At 59.1% G+C, this 20,344-nt stretch carries 16 protein-coding genes; 9 read left to right on the top strand and 7 right to left on the bottom strand.

Going from position 1 to position 20,344, the window contains the following annotated elements; genetic code table 11:
- Nucleotides 1-201: 201 nt before the first annotated feature.
- Nucleotides 202-2,124 (top strand): acetyl-CoA hydrolase/transferase C-terminal domain-containing protein, encoded by a 1,923-nt coding sequence (locus PMI23_RS14795; protein WP_007920396.1) that lies wholly within the window; start codon nucleotides 202-204, stop codon nucleotides 2,122-2,124.
- Nucleotides 2,125-2,251: 127 nt separating this feature from the next.
- On the opposite strand, the gene PMI23_RS14790 is transcribed toward PMI23_RS14795, so the two are convergent.
- A complete protein-coding gene (locus tag PMI23_RS14790; protein WP_007920398.1) occupies nucleotides 2,252-2,824 on the bottom strand; it encodes a xanthine phosphoribosyltransferase in 573 nt (190 codons plus the stop codon).
- 59 nt (nucleotides 2,825-2,883) lie between these two features.
- A complete protein-coding gene (gene rep / locus PMI23_RS14785; RefSeq protein ID WP_007920400.1) occupies nucleotides 2,884-4,893 on the bottom strand; it encodes a DNA helicase Rep in 2,010 nt (669 codons plus the stop codon).
- Between the two features lie 262 nt (nucleotides 4,894-5,155).
- Between rep and PMI23_RS14780 the strand changes: the two genes are divergently transcribed.
- Nucleotides 5,156-6,829, top strand: a complete 1,674-nt coding sequence (locus tag PMI23_RS14780; protein ID WP_007920401.1) for a putative bifunctional diguanylate cyclase/phosphodiesterase — start codon at nucleotides 5,156-5,158, stop codon at nucleotides 6,827-6,829.
- Nucleotides 6,830-6,937: 108 nt separating this feature from the next.
- On the opposite strand, the gene PMI23_RS14775 is transcribed toward PMI23_RS14780, so the two are convergent.
- Nucleotides 6,938-8,335 carry a NorM family multidrug efflux MATE transporter gene (locus PMI23_RS14775; RefSeq protein WP_042704958.1) on the bottom strand — a complete coding sequence of 466 codons (1,398 nt, stop codon included), beginning with the start codon at nucleotides 8,333-8,335 and terminating at the stop codon, nucleotides 6,938-6,940.
- A gap of 159 nt (nucleotides 8,336-8,494) precedes the next feature.
- Between PMI23_RS14775 and PMI23_RS14770 the strand changes: the two genes are divergently transcribed.
- From PMI23_RS14770 to PMI23_RS14760, 3 genes are all read left to right on the top strand, one after another.
- The gene (locus tag PMI23_RS14770) at nucleotides 8,495-9,415 is read left to right on the top strand and encodes a LysR substrate-binding domain-containing protein (protein WP_007920406.1); all 921 of its coding nucleotides are present in this window, start codon (nucleotides 8,495-8,497) and stop codon (nucleotides 9,413-9,415) included.
- A 184-nt stretch (nucleotides 9,416-9,599) separates the two neighbouring features.
- A complete protein-coding gene (locus PMI23_RS14765) occupies nucleotides 9,600-11,576 on the top strand; it encodes a methyl-accepting chemotaxis protein (protein WP_007920409.1) in 1,977 nt (658 codons plus the stop codon).
- A 307-nt stretch (nucleotides 11,577-11,883) separates the two neighbouring features.
- On the top strand, nucleotides 11,884-13,098 hold the full coding sequence (locus PMI23_RS14760; RefSeq protein ID WP_007920411.1) for an aldose 1-epimerase family protein: 1,215 nt from the start codon (nucleotides 11,884-11,886) through the stop codon (nucleotides 13,096-13,098).
- On the opposite strand, the gene PMI23_RS14755 is transcribed toward PMI23_RS14760, so the two are convergent.
- The 4 genes from PMI23_RS14755 to PMI23_RS14740 form a co-directional block, all read right to left on the bottom strand.
- Nucleotides 13,095-14,588 carry a YifB family Mg chelatase-like AAA ATPase gene (locus tag PMI23_RS14755; RefSeq protein WP_007920413.1) on the bottom strand — a complete coding sequence of 498 codons (1,494 nt, stop codon included), beginning with the start codon at nucleotides 14,586-14,588 and terminating at the stop codon, nucleotides 13,095-13,097. The genes PMI23_RS14760 and PMI23_RS14755 overlap by 4 nt on opposite strands.
- Before the next feature lie 596 nt (nucleotides 14,589-15,184).
- Nucleotides 15,185-15,730 (bottom strand): N-acetyltransferase, encoded by a 546-nt coding sequence (locus PMI23_RS14750; RefSeq protein WP_338010062.1) that lies wholly within the window; start codon nucleotides 15,728-15,730, stop codon nucleotides 15,185-15,187.
- A gap of 196 nt (nucleotides 15,731-15,926) precedes the next feature.
- The gene (locus tag PMI23_RS14745) at nucleotides 15,927-16,445 is read right to left on the bottom strand and encodes a BRO-N domain-containing protein (RefSeq protein ID WP_007920415.1); all 519 of its coding nucleotides are present in this window, start codon (nucleotides 16,443-16,445) and stop codon (nucleotides 15,927-15,929) included.
- Nucleotides 16,446-16,804: 359 nt separating this feature from the next.
- Nucleotides 16,805-17,065, bottom strand: a complete 261-nt coding sequence (locus PMI23_RS14740) for an accessory factor UbiK family protein (RefSeq protein WP_007920416.1) — start codon at nucleotides 17,063-17,065, stop codon at nucleotides 16,805-16,807.
- A gap of 413 nt (nucleotides 17,066-17,478) precedes the next feature.
- Between PMI23_RS14740 and glnK the strand changes: the two genes are divergently transcribed.
- The 4 genes from glnK (at nucleotide 17,479) to sutA (ending at nucleotide 20,263) form a co-directional block, all read left to right on the top strand.
- Nucleotides 17,479-17,817 carry a P-II family nitrogen regulator gene (gene glnK, locus PMI23_RS14735; protein ID WP_002555808.1) on the top strand — a complete coding sequence of 113 codons (339 nt, stop codon included), beginning with the start codon at nucleotides 17,479-17,481 and terminating at the stop codon, nucleotides 17,815-17,817.
- Between the two features lie 38 nt (nucleotides 17,818-17,855).
- A complete protein-coding gene (locus PMI23_RS14730) occupies nucleotides 17,856-19,193 on the top strand; it encodes an ammonium transporter (protein WP_007920417.1) in 1,338 nt (445 codons plus the stop codon).
- Between the two features lie 215 nt (nucleotides 19,194-19,408).
- Nucleotides 19,409-19,834: a secondary thiamine-phosphate synthase enzyme YjbQ gene (locus PMI23_RS14725; RefSeq protein WP_007920418.1), complete on the top strand. Its 426-nt coding sequence runs from the start codon at nucleotides 19,409-19,411 to the stop codon at nucleotides 19,832-19,834.
- Nucleotides 19,835-19,936: 102 nt separating this feature from the next.
- Nucleotides 19,937-20,263 (top strand): transcriptional regulator SutA, encoded by a 327-nt coding sequence (gene sutA / locus PMI23_RS14720; RefSeq protein ID WP_007920420.1) that lies wholly within the window; start codon nucleotides 19,937-19,939, stop codon nucleotides 20,261-20,263.
- Nucleotides 20,264-20,344 lie beyond the last annotated feature (81 nt).

Below are 20,344 nucleotides of genomic sequence, written 5' to 3'. Positions count from 1 at the left end.
AGCTCTTTCAGGTCGATGTAGATGCCGAGCATCCCCGAATCAGTCCCCTCTACCTCCGGGAGAGGGCTAGGGTGAGGGCAACAATTTCGAGTCGGATAAATATTTCAAGAACAGCGCACATTCACTCTGAAGCTGTTCTTTGCAGCAAACTCAAGGCAATCTCGGTCTACCCCTATTCACGGAACGGGCAGGAGGCTTCAGATGGTGCAGTTGTGTTCGATCGAACAGGCAGTGGACGACGTGCTGGCGCGCTTGCCGGCGCACATCCACATGGGCATGCCGCTAGGCCTGGGCAAACCCAATCACTTCGTCAACGCGCTGTACCGGCGAATCAAAGAGCTGCCCGAGCGGCAGCTGACGATTTACACCGCGCTGTGCCTCGGCCGCCCGGCGTTGGGTGATGGATTGCAGAAGCGCTTCATCGAACCCTTCGTCGAGCGCGTCTTCGGTGATTACCCGGAATTCGATTTCCTCGCCGACCTGCACCGCGACAGCCTGCCGGCCAACATCCGTATCGAACAGTTCTTCATGCAGCCCGGCAGCCTGCTCAACAGCGCGCCGGCCCAGCAGGATTACGTCAGCAGCAACTACAGCCACGCCGCTCGCGACATCAACGCCGCCGGGCTGAATCTGGTAGCGCAGTTATTAGCCAGCAGCAGCGAACACCCCGACCGTCTGAGCCTGAGCTGCAACCCCGATATCACCCTCGACCTGTTGCCGATGATCGCCAAGCGTCGCGAAGCTGGGGAGACGATCCTGCTGGTCGGCCAGGTGCACACCGATCTGCCGTACATGCCCGGCGATGCTGAAGTCGATATCGACACCTTCGACCTGCTGATCGACGCGAAGGACAGCAGCACGCTGTTTTCCACGCCGAACATGCCGGTGGGGTTTCAGGACCATTTCATTGGTTTGCACGCCAGTACGCTGGTGCGCGACGGCGGTACGTTGCAGATCGGCATCGGCTCAATGGGTGATGCGCTGACTGCTGCGCTGCTTGCACGTCAGGCGGATAACGCCGGTTACAAGGCGTTGCTCGACGACATCAACCTCAGCCAATGGGCGCAGTTGATCAACCGCGAGGGCGGTACCGGGCCATTCGCCAAAGGTCTGTACGGCTGCAGCGAAATGTTCGTCAACGGTCTGCTGGTGCTGGCAGATGCCGGGATCATCCGGCGCAAGGTCTATCCCGATGTGCAGACTCAGGAACAGGCCAACGCCGGCACCCTCGACGAGGCGGCGCAGACTGACGGCATCTCGGTGCACGGCGGCTTCTTCCTCGGCCCGCGCAGTTTCTACGAGCGCTTGCGCGAGTTACCGCAGAGCAAACGCCTCGAATTCAACATGACCCGCATCAGCTACATCAACGAGCTCTACGGGCAGGAAGAACTCAAGCGCTTGCAGCGCCTGGATGCGCGCTTCATCAACACCGTGTTCACCATGACGTTGCTGGGCGCGGGCGTGGCGGATCAACTCGAAGACGGACGGGTGCTGAGCGGTGTCGGTGGGCAGTACAACTTCGTGGCGCAGGGCCACGCGCTGCACGATGCCCGCTCGATTCTGATTCTGCGCAGCTGGCGTGAATCCGGTGGCGACGTCAGTTCGAATATCGTCTGGGAATACGGCCACTGCACGATTCCACGGCATCTGCGCGATATCGTTGTCACCGAGTACGGCATTGCCGATCTGCGTGGTAAATCCGACGCGGTCGTCATTGAATCGCTGTTGAACATCAGCGACTCGCGCTTCCAGCAGGGCTTGATCGAGCAAGCGCAAAAAGTCGGCAAGCTGCCAAAGGATTTCCGCCTCGACCCACGCTTTGCCGACAACACGCCACAGCGTTTGCAGGCAATCGCCGCGCTGCATCCGAACCTGTTTCCAGAATATCCACTGGGCTGTGATTTCACCGCGATCGAGCGGGATTTGCTGCGTGCGCTGAACTGGCTGAAGAGCAAATTCAAACTCACCGAAATCCTCGAACTCGGCAAAGCCGCCCTCGACGCCCCCGAGGCATCGCTATACCCAGAACACCTCGAACGCATGCAGCTCACCAACCCGGAAGGCCTGAAAGAAGACCTCTTCCAACGCCTGCTGCTCACCGGCCTCAAAGCCACCGCACAATAACTGCCGGACCCAAAACAACTGTAGGAGTGAGCCTGCTCGCGATGGCGGTGTTTCAGCCGACGAATATATCGACTGACACTACGCTATTGCGAGCAGGCTCACTCCTACAGGGGGCTGCGGTGTGGCTTTATTCGATGAAAGTGACGACGCCATCCTTCAGCGATTTCACGCGGGCCAGCGATTCAACGCGGTAGCCCTGCGAGTCCAGCTCGGCGCGGCCGCCCTGGAACGACTTCTCGATGACGATGCCCAGGCCAGCAACGGTCGCGCCGGCCTGTTTGATGATCGAGATCAGCGCTTGCGACGCCTTACCGTTGGCCAGGAAGTCGTCGATGATCAGCACGCGGTCGCTGCTGGTCAGGTGACGCGGGGAGATGGCCACGGTGCTTTCGGTCTTTTTGGTGAACGAGTAAACGGTCGCCGACAGCAGGTTTTCCGTCAGGGTCAGGGACTGTTGCTTGCGGGCGAAGATCACCGGCACGCCGAGGTTCAGACCGGTCATGATCGCCGGGGCTATCCCTGAGGCTTCGATGGTGACGATCTTGGTGATGCCCGAATCCTTGAACAGCGAGGCGAATTCGTCGCCGATCAGCTTCATCAAGGCCGGGTCGATCTGGTGGTTCAGGAAGGCGTCGACCTTCAGGACCTGGTCGGAAAGCACAATGCCTTGTTCGCGGATTTTCTGGTGCAATGCTTCCATGAAGCTGTCCTCTTGTGGCGCTTTGTGCGCCGAAGGTCTAGTAAAAAAAGTGGTCAATTCTAGCGCTTTAACATCGCGCGTATATCAGCCAATGCGCTGTTGCCACGCACGACTTTGACTTCGGTCGGTGTGTCGTCGTTGCCTTCCCACGCCAGATCGTCCGGCGGCAGCTCATCGAGAAAGCGGCTCGGCGCGCAGTCGATGATCTCGCCGTACTGCTTGCGCTTGGCGGCAAAGGTGAAGGCCAGGGTCTGGCGCGCGCGGGTGATGCCCACGTAGGCCAGGCGACGTTCTTCTTCGATGGTGTCGGCTTCGATGCTGGAACGGTGCGGGAGGATTTCCTCTTCCATGCCCATGATGAACACGTAGGGGAATTCCAGACCCTTGGACGCATGCAGGGTCATCATCTGCACGCCTTCGGCGCCGTCTTCCTCTTCCTGCTGACGTTCGAGCATGTCGCGCAGGACCAGTTTGCCGATGGCGTCCTCGACGGTCATTTCGCCTTCTTCGTCCTTTTCGAGGGTGTTTTTCAACGCCTCGATCAGGAACCAGACGTTGCTCATCCGGTAATCGGCCGCCTTGTCGCTGGAGCTGTTGGTGCGCAGCCAGTTCTCATAGTCGATGTCCATGACCATGCTGCGCAGCGCCGAGATCGGGTCTTCGCCGGCGCACTGCTCGCGCACTTTGTCCATGAAGCGCTTGAAGCGCGACAGGCGATCGGTGAAACGGCTGTCCAGATGCTCGCCCAGACCGATTTCGTCGGTGGCGGCGTACATCGAGATCTTGCGTTCGGTGGCGTAGTTGCCGAGTTTTTCCAGAGTGGTCGAGCCGATTTCCCGGCGCGGTACGTTGATCACGCGCAGGAAGGCGTTGTCGTCATCCGGGTTGACGATCAGGCGGAAGTAGGCCATCAGGTCTTTCACTTCCTGACGGCCGAAGAAGCTGTTGCCGCCGCTCAGGCGATACGGCACCTGGTGGTGCTGCAACTTCAGCTCGATCAGCTTGGCCTGATAGTTACCGCGATAAAGGATCGCGAAGTCGCTGTACGGACGGTCGGTGCGCAAGTGCAGGCTGAGGATTTCCATGGCCACGCGCTCGGCTTCGGCGTCCTCGTTGCGGCAGCGGATTACGCGGATCTCGTCGCCGTGGCCCATCTCACTCCACAGCTGCTTTTCGAATTCGTGCGGGTTGTTCGAGATCAGCACGTTGGCGCAGCGCAGGATGCGACTCGTCGAGCGATAGTTCTGCTCGAGCATCACCACTTTCAAGGACGGATAGTCGTCCTTGAGCAGCATCAGGTTTTCCGGCCGCGCGCCGCGCCAGGCATAGATCGACTGGTCGTCGTCGCCTACCACGGTGAACTGGTTGCGCTTGCCGATGAGCATTTTTACCAGCAGGTATTGGCTGGCGTTGGTGTCCTGATATTCGTCGACCAGCAGGTAGCGCACCTTGTTCTGCCACTTTTCGAGAATGTCGGCGTGTTCTTCGAAAAGCTTTACCGGCAACAGGATCAGGTCGTCGAAGTCCACCGCGTTGAACGCTTTCAGCGTGCGCTGATAGTGGGTGTAGACGATCGCGGCAGTCTGTTCCTTGGGATTACGCGCGTTCTCCAGCGCCTGAGGCGGCAGGATCAGGTCGTTTTTCCAGGCGCCGATCATGTTCTTGATCTCGTCGACGCCGTCGTCGCCCGCGTATTCCTTCTGCATGATGTCGGTCATCAGGGCTTTCACATCGGTCTCGTCGAAAATCGAGAAACCGGGTTTATAGCCCAGCCGCGCGTGTTCCTTGCGGATGATGTTGAGACCGAGGTTGTGGAAGGTGCAGACGGTCAGGCCACGCCCTTCGCCGGCCCGCAGCAAGGTGCCGACCCGCTCTTTCATCTCGCGCGCGGCCTTGTTGGTAAAGGTCATGGCGACGATGTACTGGGCGCGGATGCCGCAGTTCTGGATCAGGTGCGCGATTTTGCGCGTGATCACGCTGGTCTTGCCGGAGCCAGCACCGGCGAGCACCAATAGAGGGCCGCCGACGTAGTTCACGGCTTCTTGCTGCCGGGGATTGAGTCGGGACATACGAAAATTCGGGAGTCGTTGACGAAATGGGCCGGCATTTTAACAGGCTCAGAGAATTGTGCTGCTCTCTCCGACTTGTGACGTACCACGCGATTCAAATTTGCCGGTTTTGTTACTTTCGCGGAGGATGCGCGGTGATTTTGCGGCTAATGTACTCATTCGTGACACAAAATAACGTTTTGATAACCGTTGTCATTTGGTCATTGAACATCGCAACGGCATAATGCCCCGCCCACATCTTTGCAGAGTCTAGGGAGCTAGCTTGTCTACGCCTGTCGAACCCTTGCGTTTGCTGCTACTGGCCGAAGAGCCAGCGTGGACAGCGTTATTGCGTGAGTGTCTGGCTCCGATGGGGAGCGCGGCGGTGCTGATCAGCGCGCCGAGCTGGGACTCGGTCAGCAGTCTGTTCGAAGACAACCGCAATGCGGTGTTGTTGACCCTTCCGGCATTACAACCGGCACCGGGCCGTTGCAGCCTGCCGACGGTATTGCTGCTGGAACACGAACCGGACACCGCACCGGTTGGCGTCAGCGACTGGCTGGTGTTCGACGCCCTCGACGCCGGCATGCTGCGCCGTTGCCTGCGCCATGTGCGCGAACGCGGCGTTCTCGAAAACACCCTGCAACGCCTGGCCGAACAGGATCCGCTGACCGGTATCGCCAACCGTCAGGGTTTCCAGACCTTGCTCGCCGCGCGCCTCGCGGAAAACGACGGTCGCGGCCTGGCCCTTGGACATCTTGATCTCGACAACTTCCGCCACGCCAACGACGCGCTGGGTCATCAGGCGGGCGATCGCTTGATCCTGCAGGTTGTCGCACGGCTGAAAAGTCAGCTGGAGGCGGGTGATCAACTGGCACGCCTGGGCAGCGACGAATTCGCTCTGTTGATAGACACCCGCCGTGCGCCGCAGCGCGCCGAGTGGATGGCCGAACGCATCACCGAAGCGCTCGCCGAACCGTATTGGGTCGATGGCGAAAGCCTGCTGATCGGCTCCAGTCTTGGCATCGCCCATGCCCGTGCGCAGGGCGGTGCCGATCCGCTGATGTGGCACGCGCACATCGCCATGCAGCAGGCCAAAAGCACGCAGGGCTGCACTTTTCATATCTTCAACGAACGCATCAACCGCAACGCGCGGAGCATGGCTGATCTGGAAAGCGAACTGCGCCGGGCCTTGCGTCGTGATGAGCTGGAGCTGCATTACCAGCCACGCCTGAATCTTGAGGATGGCCAGATTGTCGGCCTCGAAGCCTTGGTGCGCTGGCGCCATGGCGAACGTGGTTTGCTGCCGCCGAGCGAATTCGTGCCGCTGGCTGAGCAAAGCGGGTTGATCGTGCCGTTGGGTTATTGGGTGATTTCCCGGGCTCTGCGCGATATGCAGGCGTTGCGCGAACGTGGTCTGCCGGCGCTGCACATGGCCATCAACCTGTCGTTCCGCCAGTTTCAGGACAGTCAGTTGTTGCCGACGCTCAGCCGCTTGATCGCTGAGCGCGGTGTTGAAGCGCAGTGGCTGGAATTCGAACTGACGGAAACGGCGGTGATGCGCCGCAGCGATCTGGTCAAGCAGACCATGGACGCCCTTGGCCGCCTCGGTGTGCGCTTCTCACTGGACGACTTCGGCACCGGGTTTTCCTCGTTCGTGCACCTCAACAGCCTGCCGATCACTTTGCTGAAGATCGACAAGAGCTTTGTCGGTGGCATGGAGCAGCGCGAAGAGAACCGCAAACTGGTGCACGCGATGATCAATCTTGCGCACAACCTGCATCTGGAAGTGGTCGCGGAGGGGGTGGAAACTCCGGAGCAACTGGAATTGCTGCGCGGCTTTGGCTGCGATCAGGTGCAGGGGTATCTGATCAGCCGGCCGTTGCCGTTAGCGGAACTGGTTGAATATCTCACCTACGGCTCAAGCCAACAGCCAGCCCTCGAAATCGTCAGTTAAACGCATAACCCCTGTAGGGCTTCGCCTGCTCGCGATAGCGGAGTGTCAGACAACTCATCATTATCTGACACACCGCTATCGCGAGCAGGCTCACTCCTACAAGGGATCTCAGTCAGTCTGAGGAATTGTGAATGGCCTGGATGACGCAGGCTCCAGCCGAATCATCCGCTTCATCTTCCATTCAAACGCCAGCGTCAGACTCACCGCCGCGCAGGCCAGGCCCAACGCCAAGCCCCACCAGACGCCCGTCGGCCCCCAGTTCAAGTGGAACGCCATCCACCACGCCGCCGGCGCGCCGATCAGCCAATAGCAGCCGAGCCCGACCAGAAACGTGGTCTTCGCATCCTTGAGCCCGCGAATGCAGCCCATGGCAATCGTCTGCGTGCCGTCGAACAGTTCAAACCACGCCGCCACTGCCAGCAGGCTCACCGCCAAGCGAATCACTTCGGCAAACGCCGGATTGTTGTGATCGAGGAACAACCCGACCAACTGATTCGGCAGCAACCAGAACACCATGGCGAAACCCAGCATCACCACGGCGCCAAAGACGATCCCGACCCGTCCGGACATCCGCGCATCGCTCAATTGCCCGGCACCGTAATGCTGACCGACGCGCATGGTGATCGCGTACGACATGCCCGCCGGCACCATGAACGCCACCGAGACGATTTGCAGAGCAATCTGGTGCGCACCCAACTGCGTGCTGCCCATCGTGCCCATGCACAGTGCGGCGAAGGCAAATAATCCAACTTCCACCGCATACGTGCCGCCGATTGGCAGGCCAAGGCGCCACAACTCTTTCAGGTACTGTCGATTCGGCCGCGACAGACCCGCGCGCAGCGGATAAGCGTCATACGCTGGATGCCGACGGATGTGCCAGGCCAGCGCCAGCGCCATGCAGTTGGCGACAATCGCCGTGACCAGGCCGATGCCCGTCAGGCCCATTTTCGGCAGGCCGAACATGCCGGTGATCAGCGCGTAATTGAGCAGGAAATTCGCCACCGTGCCGGCCAGGCTGATAACCATCACCGGTGTCGCCCGGCCGATTGCACTGGTGAAACCGCGCAGGGCCATGAAGCTCAGGTAGCCGGGCAGAGCGAAGGGCAGGGCGATCAGGAATTGTCCGGCGGCATTGACGTTGGTTTCGGTCTGGCCGAACAGCAGCAACACCGGTTTCAGGTTCCACAGCAGCAACCCGGCGCCCAGCGCCATCAGCCACGCCAGCCACAACCCGGCCTGAGTCAGCCGTGCTGCACCAATGATGTCACCGGCGCCCTTGCGGATCGCCACCAGCGTGCCGACTGCCGCAATCACGCCGATGCAGAAAATCGACACGAACGAGTAAGTCGCTGCACCGAGACCGCCGCCCGCGAGCGCTTCCGGACTCAGGCGCGCCATCATCAATGTGTCAGTCAGCACCATCAACATGTGCGCCAACTGTGAAGCAATCAACGGCCCTGCCAGCCGCAGAATGGCCCAGAGTTCGGTACGCACAGGATGCTGCATGGTCATCACCACTCGATTTTCAGAGGGAACAGGAGAGCGTCGATTCTCGGCGCTTGGCAGGCTTTGCACAAAGGGATAAAAAGGATGGGTGGCATGATTAAAACTCATCCTGGGCAAAGGGTTTAAGATTGGCTTTATCCCGCTATCGGAGCTTTCTGCATGTCTCGTCGTCTTCCTCCCTTGTATGCCCTGCGCGCATTTGAAGCGGCGGCGCGACATAGTTCGTTCACCCGGGCTGCCGAGGAACTGTCGATCACCCAGAGTGCGGTAAGTCGGCATATTCGGACCCTCGAAGATCACTTCGCCTGTCGGCTGTTTCATCGCAGCGGTCGCAATCTGCAACTGACCGAAGCGGCGCGGTTGCTGCTGCCCGGGATCCGCGAAGGCTTCAGTGCGCTGGAGCGGGCCTGCAATACCTTGCGTGCCGAGGACGACATTTTGCGCATGAAAGCGCCCTCGACCCTGACCATGCGCTGGTTGCTCGCGCGCCTGAGTCGCTTCCGCCATTTGCAGCCTGGCAACGAAGTGCAACTGACCAGTGCGTGGATGGACGTCGATTCGGTTGATTTCAACGATGAGCCGTTCGACTGCGCGGTGCTGTTGAGTGACGGGCATTTTCCGCCGGATTGGGAGGCGAGTTTATTGTTTCCCGAAGAGCTGATTCCGGTGGGGGCGCCAAACCTGCTGAATGATCAGCCGTGGGATCTGGCTCGACTGGCTTGCACCGAATTACTTCACCCGACACCGGACCGTCGCGATTGGCGCAGTTGGCTGGAACACATGGGGCTGTCCGATCAGGTGTCACTCAAGGGTGGGCAAGTGTTCGATACCCTCGAATTGGGCATGATCGCGGCGGCGCGCGGGTACGGTGTGTCGATGGGCGACCTGTTAATGGTCGCCGAAGATGTGGCGCAGGGAAGACTGAGCCTGCCGTGGCCAACCGCGGTCGCCAGCGGCTTGAATTACTACCTTGTGTGGCCAAAGACCCGCCCGGGAGGTGAACGTTTGCGCCGTCTCAGCGACTTTCTGCAAAGCGAAGTCCGCGCCATGGAGTTGCCGGCGGTCGCGCGCTTGAGCTGAAACGTTAGAGCCGCCACAATGCCGGCCTTGTGCCATAACCTTGTTTTCCGCTCAAGTATTTGGATCCACCGCCGAATACGTGCTTGTGGAACCGTCGTGCCGGTATCCACGATTCACCCCCACAACCAGAAAAATTTCCGAGTCGAGATCAAGGAGGATCCCGTGGCTCGGCCAGGAGCTGTCCATGTCTCAACCTCGCGCTCGGATCGCCTCGCAGCTGGGCCTCGCGCTCGCTGTAATACTGGCGATAGTTATCAGTGGCAGTACGGTGTTCGCCTTGCGTTCGCTGGACTCCGCCAACCTCGCCACTCGTGAAGAGCATCTGGCCAGTGAGGCGCGGCTGCTGGCCGACCAACTGAGCACCTTCCACGGCACGCTGCGTGAAAGCACCCAGCGCCTGAGCGGGCTGTTCGAGAAGCGTTTCAGCGCAGGTCTGAGCATTCACCCGAGTGAGCCGGTGAATGTTGCCGGCACCCAGACCCCGGGTCTGCATCTGGGCAGCGAAGTGCTGAACAACAACTTCAAGGAAGTCGACGAGTTCAAGCAGATGACCGCCGGCGTCGCCACCCTGTTCGTGCGCAGCGGCGAAGACTTCATCCGCGTCAGCACTTCGCTGACCAAACAGGATGGCACCCGTGCCATCGGCACCTTGCTCGATCACGCGCACCCGGCCTACGCGAAGTTGATGGCGGGGCAGGGTTACGTCGGTCGCGCCTTGCTGTTCGATCGCTCCTACATGACCCAATACACCCCGGTGCGTGATGGCAGCGGCAAGGTGATTGCGGTGCTGTTCGTCGGCTTCGATTACACCGACGCGCAGAACATCCAGTTCGATAACCTCAAGCGCTTCCGCATTGGCCAGAGCGGTTCGCTGGCGTTGCTCGACGAGCAAAACAAATGGCTGGTCGCGCCAGCGGGGGTGCAGGCGCTGGATCAAGCCGTTCCGGTGATCAAAGGTTTGGCTGCAAAGCCGGGCAAGGGTGAGTTCTGGAGCGACACCTCGGAAGATTTCTACAGCATTGCCGTGCCGTTCGATGGCGGACCATGGTCGGTCGTGGCGAGCATGCCGAAAGCTGAGATCCGCGCGGTGACCTGGAGCGTGGGTACGCAACTGGCCATTGGCAGTCTGTTGGCGATGCTGCTGGCGGTCGGATCTGTGGTCTGGCTGCTGCGCAGCAAACTGGCGCCTCTGGGGGATCTGGTGCGTCAGGCCGAGGCCTTGGGCGCCGGTGATCTGAGCGTGCGCCTGAACGTATCGAGCAACGACGAAATCGGTCAGCTGTCCCGCGCGTTCAACCAGATGAGCCAGGCGCTGTCGACCATGGTCGAGCACATCCGCCGCTCTTCGGAAGAGGTCAACAGCCGTGCCCAGGCCCTGTCCGGTTTGTCCGGCGGTGCCTATGAAGGCATGGAGCAACAATCTGGCGAAATCACCAGCATGGCCGGCGCGGTGGAAGAGTTCAGTGCGACGTCGTTGAACATCGCCGACAACATGGGCGCGACCCAGCGTCTGGCGCAGGAAAATGCCCAGCAAACGCAGATTGGCCGCAGCTCGATGGAAGAAGCGTCGTCCTCGCTGGAGCAAATCGCTGGCGCCCTGAACAGCACCGCCACCGTGATCAACACCCTCGGTCAGCGTTCGCAGGAAATTGGCGGCATTGTAGGTGTGATCACCTCGATCGCGGAGCAGACCAACCTTCTGGCACTTAACGCAGCAATCGAAGCTGCCCGTGCTGGTGAGCAGGGTCGTGGCTTTGCTGTGGTGGCCGATGAGGTGCGCAGCCTGGCCTCGCGCACCCGTCAGGCGACGGATGAAATTTCCAGCATGATCCACAGCATCCAGCAGGAAACCGGCAACGCGATCAGCACCATGGAGCAGGGTAATGTGCTGATGCAGGAAGGCTTGTCGCGCAACGCGAATGTCGCGTCGGCACTGGCGCGTATTGACGAGCAGAGCCGTTCGGCGGGGCAACAGTTTGCCGCGATTACCACGGCGACTCAGGAGCAGAGCAGCACCGCGACGTTGTTGAGCAGCAATTTGCAGAGCATTGCACTGGCCAACAGTGAGCAGCGTGAGGTTGTGTCGAACCTGGCTGTTACCGCCAAGGAGCTTGAGAAGCTGGCGGCGGATTTGCGTTCCGAGGTTGATCGCTTCCGTTGATGGGTGGCTGAAATCGCTATCGCGAGCAGGCTCACTCCTACAGGTATATTGCACTCCTACAGGTATATTGGTTGGTCTCCTACAGGTATATTGGTTGGTCGCCTACAGGTATATTGGTTGGTCGCAAACAGGTATATTGGTTGGTCGCAATTTTTGTGGTCACTGAAGATCCCTGTAGGAGTGAGCCTGCTCGCGATCGCCTCACTGCCAATCCTGGGTAAAACACTCGAGCTCTTTCTCTTTCATACTTGCTGAAACGTTTCCGCAGCGCTATAAAAATGGCACAACTCCAATAAAGGCTGCTGCCATGACCCCGCTCAAACTCGCCGTCGCTCTCGGCGCACTCTCTGCTGCTTCCCACGCCATGGCTTGGGATTACGTTCTTCTCGATGCCAACAAACCCGCGCAAAACTGGACCATCACCAGTGAGCAACTCGGCGTGAAAACCGACAAACCCTTCTCCGTAAGCCTGCGTACCTTGCACGGTGGCCGGCAGGAAGGCGTCAGCATTGTTGATATCGATAACGGCACGATGAAACTCTCGGTGGTGCCAACCCGAGGCATGAATGTCTTGCAAGCCTCTGTCGGCAATGTACGCATGGGTTGGGATTCGCCTGTCAAGGACGTGGTCAACCCGGCCTTTATCGAACTTAACGGACGCGGTGGGCTGGGCTGGCTGGAAGGTTTCAACGAGCTGGTGACCCGCTGCGGTTACGAGTGGGTCGGCCATCCCGGTATGGACAATGGTGAATTGCTGACCTTGCACGGACGCGCCGCCAACATCCCGGCCAGTACGGTCACGCTGCACATCGACGAAAAGCCGCCCTACGCCATCAGCTTGCGCGGCGAGCTGAAAGAGCAAGCGTTCAAGAAAGTCGACTTCTCGGTCGTCACTGAACTGGTCACCGAGCCCGGCAGCGTGCGCTTCGCACTCAACGATACGCTGACCAACAACGGCGATTATCCGAAGGAATACCAGGCGCTGTATCACAGCAACTTCAGTACGCCGTTCCTCGAGCAAGGCGCACGATTTGCTGCGCCGGTAAAACAGGTGTCGCCGTTCAACGACAAGGCCAAGGGCGACCTGGCCGACTGGCAGACCTATCGCGCGCCGACCAAGGACTACGACGAAACCGTCTACAACGTCGTGCCCTATGCTGATGCCAAAGGCGAAACCCTGACGGTTTTGCACAATAAGGTCGGCAGCCTCGGTGTTTCTGTTGGCTTCAATACCCAGCAGTTGCCGGTGTTTTCCCTGTGGAAAAACACTGACACTCAAGGTCAGGGCTATGTCACCGGGCTGGAGCCGGGCACCAGTTTTTCTTACAACCGCCGCTATCAGCGTCCGCTGAATCTGGTGCCGACCATTGCACCCAAAGAACACAAACAGTTCCAGATCAGCTACAGCCTGCTTGCGGACAAAGGCGCTGTGGATAACGCCTTGAAGCGTGTGACCGAGATTCAGGCCGGGCGCGACACCGAAGTGCGGCAGACGCCGCTGGTTGATCTGACCGAGCATTAAGGAATTGCCGGCCGGTATTGCAGTGCCTCGGCCAAGTGTTCGCGTTTGATTGCATCGACTTGCTCAAGGTCGGCCAGTGTCCGGGCGACTTTGAGTAGGCGATGCGCTGAGCGTAGCGATAGCGTCAGCCGTTCACAGGCTGATTCCAGCCACTTCTCATCGGCTGTGGATAACTTGCAGTGCCGCTTCAATCCCGGCAGATCGAGAAACGCATTGGCACAGCCCTGACGCTTCTGCTGTCGTTCGCGAGCCTCGGCCACCAACGCCGCAGCGCTGGCGCTGTCTTCTCCCGGCTTTACCTGCGGGTTCAACGCCGTCGCTTCCCGCGCCACTGTCAGGTGCAGATCAATCCGATCGAGCAACGGCCCCGATAGCTTGTTGCGATAGCGCTGGACCATGTCCGGTGTACACGAGCACTTGCCGCTGGGCTCGCCAAGATATCCACAGGGGCAGGGATTCATCGCCGCCACCAACTGGAAGCGTGCCGGAAAACGTACGCGATCCTTGGCTCGGGAAATCACGATATGACCCGACTCCAAAGGCTCGCGTAAAACCTCCAACACCTTGCGATCAAATTCCGGCAACTCATCGAGAAACAGCACGCCATGGTGGGCGAGCGTAATCTCGCCGGGTTGCGGTTTCGAACTGCCGCCGACCAGAGCCGGCCCGGATGCCGAGTGGTGCGGTTGACGGAAGGGGCGCTGCGGCCAATGGGTCAGCGGCGCGCCACTGGCGACTGACTGAATCGCCGCGACCTCCAGTGCTTCACTCTCGGCCAGCGGCGGCAACAGCCCCGGTAATCGGCTGGCCAGCAACGTCTTGCCCGTCCCCGGTGGTCCGCTGAACAACAGGTTGTGCGCACCCGCAGCGGCAATCAGCAACGCTCGTTTCGCCGCCAGTTGCCCCTGTACTTCATTCAAGTCGGGATAAGGCTTGCTGGCATGCATCAGCCCGTCGGAGACATAGGGTTCAACCGGCGTATGCCCATTGAAATGCGCCACCGCCTCCAGCAAATGATCCACCGCAAACACCTTCAACCCCGAAGCCAGACACGCCTCCTCGGCATTCGCCCGCGGCACCACCAACGCACGACCCGCCTTGCGCGCCGCCAGTGCGGCCGGCAACACCCCACGCACCGCTCGTACCGCGCCGGACAACGCCAACTCACCCAGACATTCCACATCATCCAGCGTCAGACACGGCACCTGCACACTCGCCGACAGAATCCCCAAGGCAATCGCCAGATCAAACCGCCCGCCATCCTTGGGCAGATCCGCCGGCGCCAGATTCAAGGTGATCCGCCGCGCCGGAAACTGCAGCCCGGAATTGATGATGGCGCTGCGCACCCGATCCTTGCTCTCCTTCACCGCCGCCTCGGGCAGCCCGACCATGGTCAGCGACGGCAGACCGTTGGCCAGATGGACTTCGACGGTGACAGCGGGGGCTTCCACGCCTATCTGGGCGCGACTGTGGACGATGGAGAGGGACATGGTCGTTCCTTGAGCTGAATCGGGGGGCCGCTTCCTGCGGGTTTTTGAAGGGTAGTTGAGCCGGGTTTCAGTGCTGAAATAGAGGTTTACAAGACGTATCAAGACCCGATGGGCTGTCAGTGCTTGCCTGAATTGGAGCGTTGACTCTCGCTCGGCATTGACGGATCCTCCCGCTCGAGGACTGCAACTGCGCATTCGTCGGGACTGGGCACCAGTAAAAGCTCCCCCGCATTTTTGGCAGCAGAGAAAGCTGGTTTCTCTGAAGTAGTGACGACGGGCCAGCTCGTCGGATTCTGAACCCATGGTTGCAAAGCCAGGAGCTAAAGAATCGCTGCGACTACTCCTCCAAACACAAAAAAGGCGTCCTATGGACGCCTTTTTATTTTTGACTCAGGATCTTCTACCGGCCAGCGGGCCGCTTGGCTCAAGCTCTGGCCCACACGTAACAGCAACTTCAATAAATCGCCGTTGGTTGGCTGACATATCCCCAGCCAACCGGAGTGCTTCGAGATGTAGTTCAACAATCTGAAGAAGCTTTGCCTTTCGCTTTTTTGGGCTCATACGCACCTCGTGCGATTGGGTTGTTGATTTCGATGTTATTGACCGTTCACAGAAATGACAAGCCGGTTGGAGTGGTCGAATTCGAACCCCAGTTTCCGGTAGTAAAAAACAACATTCGGATCAGGATCCTGAATTTCGATTTCTTTGCATCCTAGCGCTCGCGCATAGTGATCTGCGACAAGCAGAGCAATCGGCGCGATCCTGCCGCGAAGCGGGTGCGCCCTGTCCGGATGCCCTTCCAACAGAATAATCTTTAAGCAGATAGAGCTTGCGCGCGGGGTCGCATAGCACATGCCGCAAAGAATCTGTTTGTACCATATCGCCAAATCCAGACCTTTCGCATCTTTACTTTTCCAGTCTGCAACGTCATCCCAAGGGAAAATTGTTGGCCCCTCCCAGAGAAAGTATTGCTTTATCGCCGCAGGGGTAATTGGCTCAAACTTGACCGCTGCTGCATCAATATTTGGGATTCTCGGGGCAATGTTCTTTAGAAAGAGTTTGTAGGCGATCTTTCGCGAGTTTGATCTGAATGTCTGGTTACGAAGATCCGTTGCTTTGCCTTTTCTTCTCATTGTTTTCATCTGTTTGGATCTGGTCGCAGAAGATAGCCAGCAGAGAGGGGGCAGCGAAATCAGACGTGAGGGACGCGTTTTGTAGGACGTTACTTCTGTGAGTGGAGGATTTCGGAGTAGGAGGGGTGGAGATAACGAAGACACAAAACAGGTCATTTCAGTGGTATCACTGAAATGACCGTTGGTGAGGTTGCAGCGCAAAAATTCAGATCAATTGTAGAGCCTTTCTCCACCATGAGTTCACAACCGTGCGGTTTGCCTGTTCTCGCTCCGTCACCATGTGTGGCACATCCTGCAACCGTATCCACGGCTGGTTATTCCAATGCAACAAGCTCAATGTCATGTCCGGCCAACTGAGCAAGCTGAGGTGTGGGCGTTCGCTTGTGCTGGGGTGTTGGGCGTCGCGCAGGGTGGGGATGACCTGGTGGGTGAGCCATTCGCGCAGGGCTCGGTATTCGGGGCAGTAGTGGTAGACGAGGAGAGCGTAGATGCCGGACTCGCTGATCAGCAGGGTGTTTTCGATCTGGTTGTGGATCAGGGTTTTTCGGGTTTGGTATTGGTCGGGGTCGAGTTTTCGCAGCATGCGTTCGTTGAGGTAGATGTGCAGCAGGCGACTCAGGTCTCGGGCGCAGAACCAGGGTTGGTTCTGGATGAGGAGGGCGTGGAGGGGGAGTTTGTGGCGGGTGAATATGTGCGGGGTCAGATAAGTATCTTCTTGATTCATTGAGCAGTTCCTCTTGCTTAAGGGGCTGCCCTCAATCGTCGCCAAACGATTGGGTGGCAGTTGTACGCGGGTTGGCGAACCGGAGCAAAAGGAACCCGGCAGACCCGAAGGTCTCCCACGCACAACCGCCATGAAACGATGTGGCGGTAAATGTAGCCGCCATCATGGTTGTCGTGCGCCTTAAGCTGTTCGGGTCGCCAAACCCGCTGCTGAACATTCAGCATCGGGTGAGCTTAGAAACCTGGGCTTTTCGGCGCAATCGGACGGCGGTCATTCAGGTTGTAGGACGTTGCCGGGATGGTTGAAGGGCTGGAGATCAAAAGATCGCAGCCTTCGGCAGCTCCTACAGGGGGAGTGGATTATTCAGCCGGAGGTGTCAGCTTCGCTTCCATCTCAGCCACCTTCGCTTCAAGGCTTTCGAGGCGGGCACGAGTGCGCGCCAACACAACCATCTGACTATCAAACTCTTCACGGCTCACCAGATCGAGTTTGCTGAAGGCACTCTGCAGCAGCATCTTGAACTGGCTTTCGATTTCGGCTTTCGGCAGCGGGGTGTCGCCGCTGAAGAGGCGGGAGGCGGTGCCGCTCAGGGCGTCGAGGAAGTCTTTGGGCGCGAGCATGGTGGATGTCCTGGAAACAATGGCCGGCAGTGTATCACGCAGTGTCTATAGTCAATCTCGTGGTCAGGGATGCACGCTTTTCGCGCAGGCGGACGGATGGCGACGCACCGTTGTTGTGCGTATCCGGATGGCGTTTTGCACGGGATGCCTTGCGGCAGCGGCCAAGGGATTGAAATCAGGGGATTTTGGCGAGATGGCAAGGTTTCTGCTTAGTCACCTTCGACCCATGCACTGATGCAGTCGCTGTGACGAATGCAGTGCGGCAGACGGAGCGGGGAGTTTCGTCAGCAGCGGTTAGCTGGCGTCAGTCGGGCAGGTAAGGCCGACGATGCGTTACAAAGCCAGGCACTGCGCTTAGACTTGAGTCGGGTTTGTTTTCCTGGGGCAAGTCCACCAATTCGGGAGAGAGTTTCATGAAGCTAGTCACTGCCATCATCAAGCCGTTCAAGTTGGACGACGTGCGCGAGTCGCTGTCCGAAATCGGCGTGCAGGGCATTACCGTTACTGAAGTCAAAGGCTTCGGCCGGCAGAAGGGTCACACCGAGCTGTATCGCGGCGCGGAATATGTGGTCGATTTTCTGCCCAAGGTGAAAATCGACGTGGCCATCGACGACAAGGATCTGGATCGGGTGATCGAGGCGATCACCAAGGCGGCCAACACCGGCAAGATCGGTGACGGCAAGATCTTCGTGGTCAATCTGGAACAGGCGATTCGCATCCGTACCGGCGAAACCGATACCGACGCGATTTAAACGCCGCCACAAACCCCAACGCCCCAGGAGAAAACAATATGACTCTGCGTAAATTCGCAGGGCTAGGAGCCCTGTTGTCCATCGTAATGCCAAGCCTTGCAATGGCGGCAGACGAAGTGGCGGCCCCAGTCCTCAATTCCGGCGACACTGCCTGGATGCTCACCTCGACGGCACTCGTGCTGTTCATGACCATCCCCGGCCTGGCGCTGTTCTACGGCGGCATGGTTCGCTCGAAAAACATTCTTTCCGTGATGATGCAGTGCTTCGCCATTACCGGTCTGATCAGCATCCTGTGGGTCATTTATGGCTACAGCATTGCGTTCGACACCACCGGCATGGAGCAGGGCGTCGTCAACTTCAACTCGTTCTTCGGCGGCATGGGCAAGGCGTTCCTCGCCGGTGTCACGCCTTCGAGCCTGACCGGCCCAGCGGCTTTGTTCCCTGAGGCGGTGTTCATCACCTTCCAGATGACCTTCGCGATCATCACCCCGGCGCTGATCGTCGGTGCGTTCGCTGAGCGGATGAAGTTCTCCGCGATGCTGATCTTCATGGGCATCTGGTTCACCCTGGTTTATGCACCGATCGCGCACATGGTCTGGTCCGGCAACGGCGGTCTGATGTGGGACTGGGGCGTACTCGACTTCGCGGGCGGCACCGTGGTGCACATCAACGCCGGTGTCGCCGGTCTGATTGCCTGCCTGGTGCTGGGCAAGCGTAAAGGCTTCCCGACCACCCCGATGGCTCCGCACAACCTCGGTTACACCCTGATGGGCGCGGCGATGCTGTGGGTCGGCTGGTTCGGCTTCAACGCCGGCTCCGCTGCAGCGGCCAACGGCACTGCCGGCATGGCGATGCTGGTCACTCAGATTGCTACCGCTGCTGCGGCACTGGGCTGGATGTTTGCCGAGTGGGTCACCCACGGCAAGCCAAGCGCACTGGGTATCGCATCGGGTGTGGTGGCCGGTCTGGTCGCGATTACTCCGGCTGCCGGCACCGTGGGCCCGATGGGTGCACTGGTGATCGGTCTGGCCGCAGGCGTGGTGTGCTTCTTCTGCGCCACCACCCTGAAACGCAAACTCGGTTATGACGATTCCCTGGACGCGTTCGGCGTGCACGGTATCGGCGGTATCCTCGGCGCGATCCTCACCGGTGTGTTCGCAGCTCCGGCTCTGGGTGGCTTCGGCACCGTTACCGATATCGGTGCGCAAGTGTGGATTCAGGTCAAAGGCGTGGGCTTCACGGTGATCTACACCGCGATCGTCACCTTCATCATTCTCAAGGTCCTGGACGCCGTCATGGGTCTGCGTGTGACCGAGGAAGAAGAGTCGGTTGGCCTCGATCTGGCACAACACAACGAACGCGGCTACAACCTGTAAGTACGCGCATTAAAAAATTTGCCCGGTTCGCCGGGCATTTTTTTGTCTGGAATTTGTCGCAGAGAGAGCAGCTGAAAGGATTTTTCGTACGGCTTTGGTCGTGTTTACGACGAGCGTTTTTCTGCGGCCAATGGCTTACATCATTGCAGGATTATTAGGGCCTTTGTTTTTTCCCAGAGCGCGCTAGAATGCGCCCCGAACGTTCGGAGAACTGTATGTGGCAACAGACTCTGATAACCCTGCGGGCACGGCCCCGGGGCTTTCATCTGGTAACGGACGAGTTACTCGCGGGGCTGCCTGAACTCAGGGAGTGTCGGGTCGGTCTGTTGCATTTGTGGCTGCAGCATACCTCGGCGTCGTTGACCATCAACGAGAACGCCGATCCGGCGGTACGTCGCGACTTCGAACGATTTTTCAATCGTCTGATCCCACAAGGAACAGACGGCTATGAGCATAACGACGAAGGCCTGGACGACCTCCCGGCGCACTTCAAGGCCAGCGTGCTTGGCTGCCAGATCAGTCTGCCGGTTTCGGCAGGTCGCCTGGCACTGGGGACCTGGCAAGGCGTTTATCTGGGCGAGCACCGTGATCATGGCGGTGCCCGAAAAGTCCTCGCCACCTTGCACGGTGAAGGGGCATAAACCGTTGGTCACCAATGGTTACTGATTTTTTAACGGCGACTTTCGACAGTTGCCAAAGCTGGTCTATAACTAATCTGCTTTTCGCAAGTCATGAGGTAGAACATGAGCGACGATGATCTGGAAAACGACGACCTCGAAGTAGGCGACGAAGACGAGGCCGAGGAAGGTCTGGAAGCAGCAGCGGAAGACGTTGCTGACGACGATGGTGGCGACGATACGCCGGCCCCGGCTGCCAAAGGCAAAGCCAAGGCTGCGGTGTCGGTAGACGAGTTGCCGAGCATTGAAGCCAAGAACAAGGAACGCGACGCCCTGGCCAAGGCCATGGAAGAGTTCCTGTCGCGCGGCGGAAAAGTGCAGGAAGTGGAGGCCAATGTGGTCGCCGATCCGCCGAAGAAGCCAGACAACAAGTACGGTAGCCGCCCTATCTGAGGCGTGCCGCTGGCTTGCTGAAAAGGCCCGCCGTCGCTGCGGGCTTTTTCATGGGTGATGAAAAGATCAAAAGATCGCAGC

Origin of the sequence: Pseudomonas sp. GM24 (assembly GCF_000282235.1) — a bacterium.
Taxonomy (GTDB): Bacteria; Pseudomonadota; Gammaproteobacteria; order Pseudomonadales; family Pseudomonadaceae; genus Aquipseudomonas.
The sequence above is the reverse complement of the archived record's forward strand: the minus strand, read 5'-3'. Positions and strand labels throughout refer to the sequence as shown.